This is a genomic window from Arsukibacterium sp. (genome assembly GCF_036735525.1).
Lineage (GTDB): Bacteria > Pseudomonadota > Gammaproteobacteria > Enterobacterales > Alteromonadaceae > Alishewanella.
In genome coordinates this window covers 7,994-10,180 of the sequence record NZ_DAINOE010000098.1, presented here as the reverse complement: position 1 = coordinate 10,180, position 2,187 = coordinate 7,994, and the positions used below count along the sequence as shown (strand labels likewise).

The window sequence follows — 2,187 nt, the reverse complement described above, 5'->3', positions numbered from 1 at the left end:
ATGTTGATGGTGAAACATTTTACTGCCAACAAAAGCGTACACAATACTGTTATCTACCGGATCGAATTGCGCACTGCCAAAGTGCTCTGCCATAAAGCTGCTGACCTGATCAAACAAGGTCGCCAGTTTTTGTGTAGCCGTCGTGCTCGCCTGTGAAGCAGAGCCCGCTGGGGGATAATCCAGATTATAGAGATTAGCCAGTTGCAGCAAGTCATCCGCTGTAGTGGGCTGACTATAAAACATGCGGCTACACATTTGGTCGACATCAATCAGCTGATAACTAAATTGCCACCGCGTGGACAGGGTTTGTAAAATGTCGCCTGTGGCAGAAATAAATAACGTGTAAGGATAATCAGACTGCTGCAAACTAAACTGGCCATCTACCTTCACCGCTGCGACCAGTTTATCGGCCAAAGGCCAATATACTGGTTTGATAGTCAAAGCATTACTGTAGCTTAGCTGCTGTTGTTGCAACGCTTGTTCAACCACGCTTTGCCATTCTGCTGAACTAAGCGGGGCATCAGCAGCTAAGGCAGAAGTCGTTTTATGGGCACTTATTGGCTGACCATTCAGAAACAGCAGCACCGATTGATGAGCAAAGAGTTCAATACCATTTATGGTTTGCACTATTCGGTAGAGGCTGTAACCATTAGGCTCCGTTATGGCTGTTTTAAGGGCAATATCGGATTCATCTGACATACCGAGTAAGGCTTTATTTGCTTGCGCCCAGTTGAGAAACTCAGCAGTGCTGTTAACCGGGCTGGCTAACGCGGGAAAATCCGTCGTATAGCTGGGGCCTGAAAACAAACTACTTTGTGACTGATCTCTGTCATCCGCCAGCAAGGCAAAGGCTAACAAACAAAAACCATACAGCAAGTTTTTAATCACCAGAGCCTCCTACCCTGACACATGACGCGAAATCAGGCGCAGAGCATCGCAGTTGTTGTCAGACAAAAACAAATCATGTGGCACAGAGGCCGTGCCAAAATTTATCGGTGTAAGCCAGAAGTAACTCTGGCTGGCGGCATCAATATAAAGTACTTCAGCCGAGGGCGTTATCAGGGTTACCGGGTTGCTTGCCGCTTGCGCATCCTGATACTGCTTAAAACAACTGGAAAAATCATGTGTGGGCGCCGCCGGCAATAGCGGTAAATTAGCCGTTTTACCGGCCATGACTTTAATGCCAGAGGCAGTTTTCCTGTAGCGCAGCAAGGCGCCATAAACCGGGGTATTATTGATCTTAAGCTGAACAGTGATGATTTCTGCATACTGATCTGAGCTCACAGACACTTTGTCCAGCACAGTGCCACTACTGATATCGCCTTGTTCCAACAATTTTTGCCACAATGCCTGCAACGCATCCTCATTGTCCTGCAGCGCAATTTCCAGCTCGTGATGATTCTGTAAATTATCGTTTAACTGCGATGTACTGTCGCCTGCCTGCTCTGCGCGGTCCGCAATGTCGGTATCCGCGCCCTGCAGCCCATGAATACGGGATGTTATTGTCACGCCAGTCGTTAACTCTGGCACTATAGGTTTAGTGCAACAGGCATAAGGGCGATAAAGCGCAAAGCTGGCCAGCAATACCAGTAAGGCTATAACCAACAGCACAATAAATAAGGTTTTATAGTGCGATGTATTTTTTGGTTTGCTGTTGGCCAGGTTTTTCGGCTCGGTGGCAAGTTGTGCTCTCAGGCTAGTAGCTGCTGAGTTGTCCGTCGCGACCATGCTATCTTTGATGTCAGCTAAAGCGACTATAACCACAGTGGTATTATCATGGCGCGGGTGATGCTGCAATTGAGCTTGCAGGCGCTCAAGCATAAGCGCTTCGCGCTGTTCAGACTGGATCAGTTCAACAATATCAGCATCACTGAACATCTCCCAGAAGCCATCTGTACATAACAGGAAATACTGACCGTTTTCGACAGACCAGTGATTAATATCAATTTGAATATCTGCATCACCATTGATGCAATTCAATAACTGACTCTGGCTTGGGTGCGTAGCCAGCTGTTGTTCAGTAATCTCACCGAGCAAAAATTTAGCATATGCCAGTGAGTGATCTTTAGTTTGGCCGACTTTACCATTGCGATTAAATTGATACAGTCTGGAATCACCAGCGTGTGCCGATACCAGCTGATTTTTAAACAGCAGCAAGGCAACCAGGGTAGTAGCCGTTTTCGTACC

General features: G+C 47.1%; 2 protein-coding genes. Both read right to left on the bottom strand.

Going from position 1 to position 2,187, the window contains the following annotated elements; translation table 11 throughout:
• The coding region (locus V7D78_RS14755; RefSeq protein WP_333609222.1) for a hypothetical protein at positions 1-888 on the bottom strand (888 nt) is incomplete at its 3' end.
• A 9-nt stretch (positions 889-897) separates the two neighbouring features.
• Positions 898-2,187: PP2C family protein-serine/threonine phosphatase (locus V7D78_RS14750; protein ID WP_333609221.1), on the bottom strand; the 1,290-nt coding region annotated here is incomplete at its 5' end.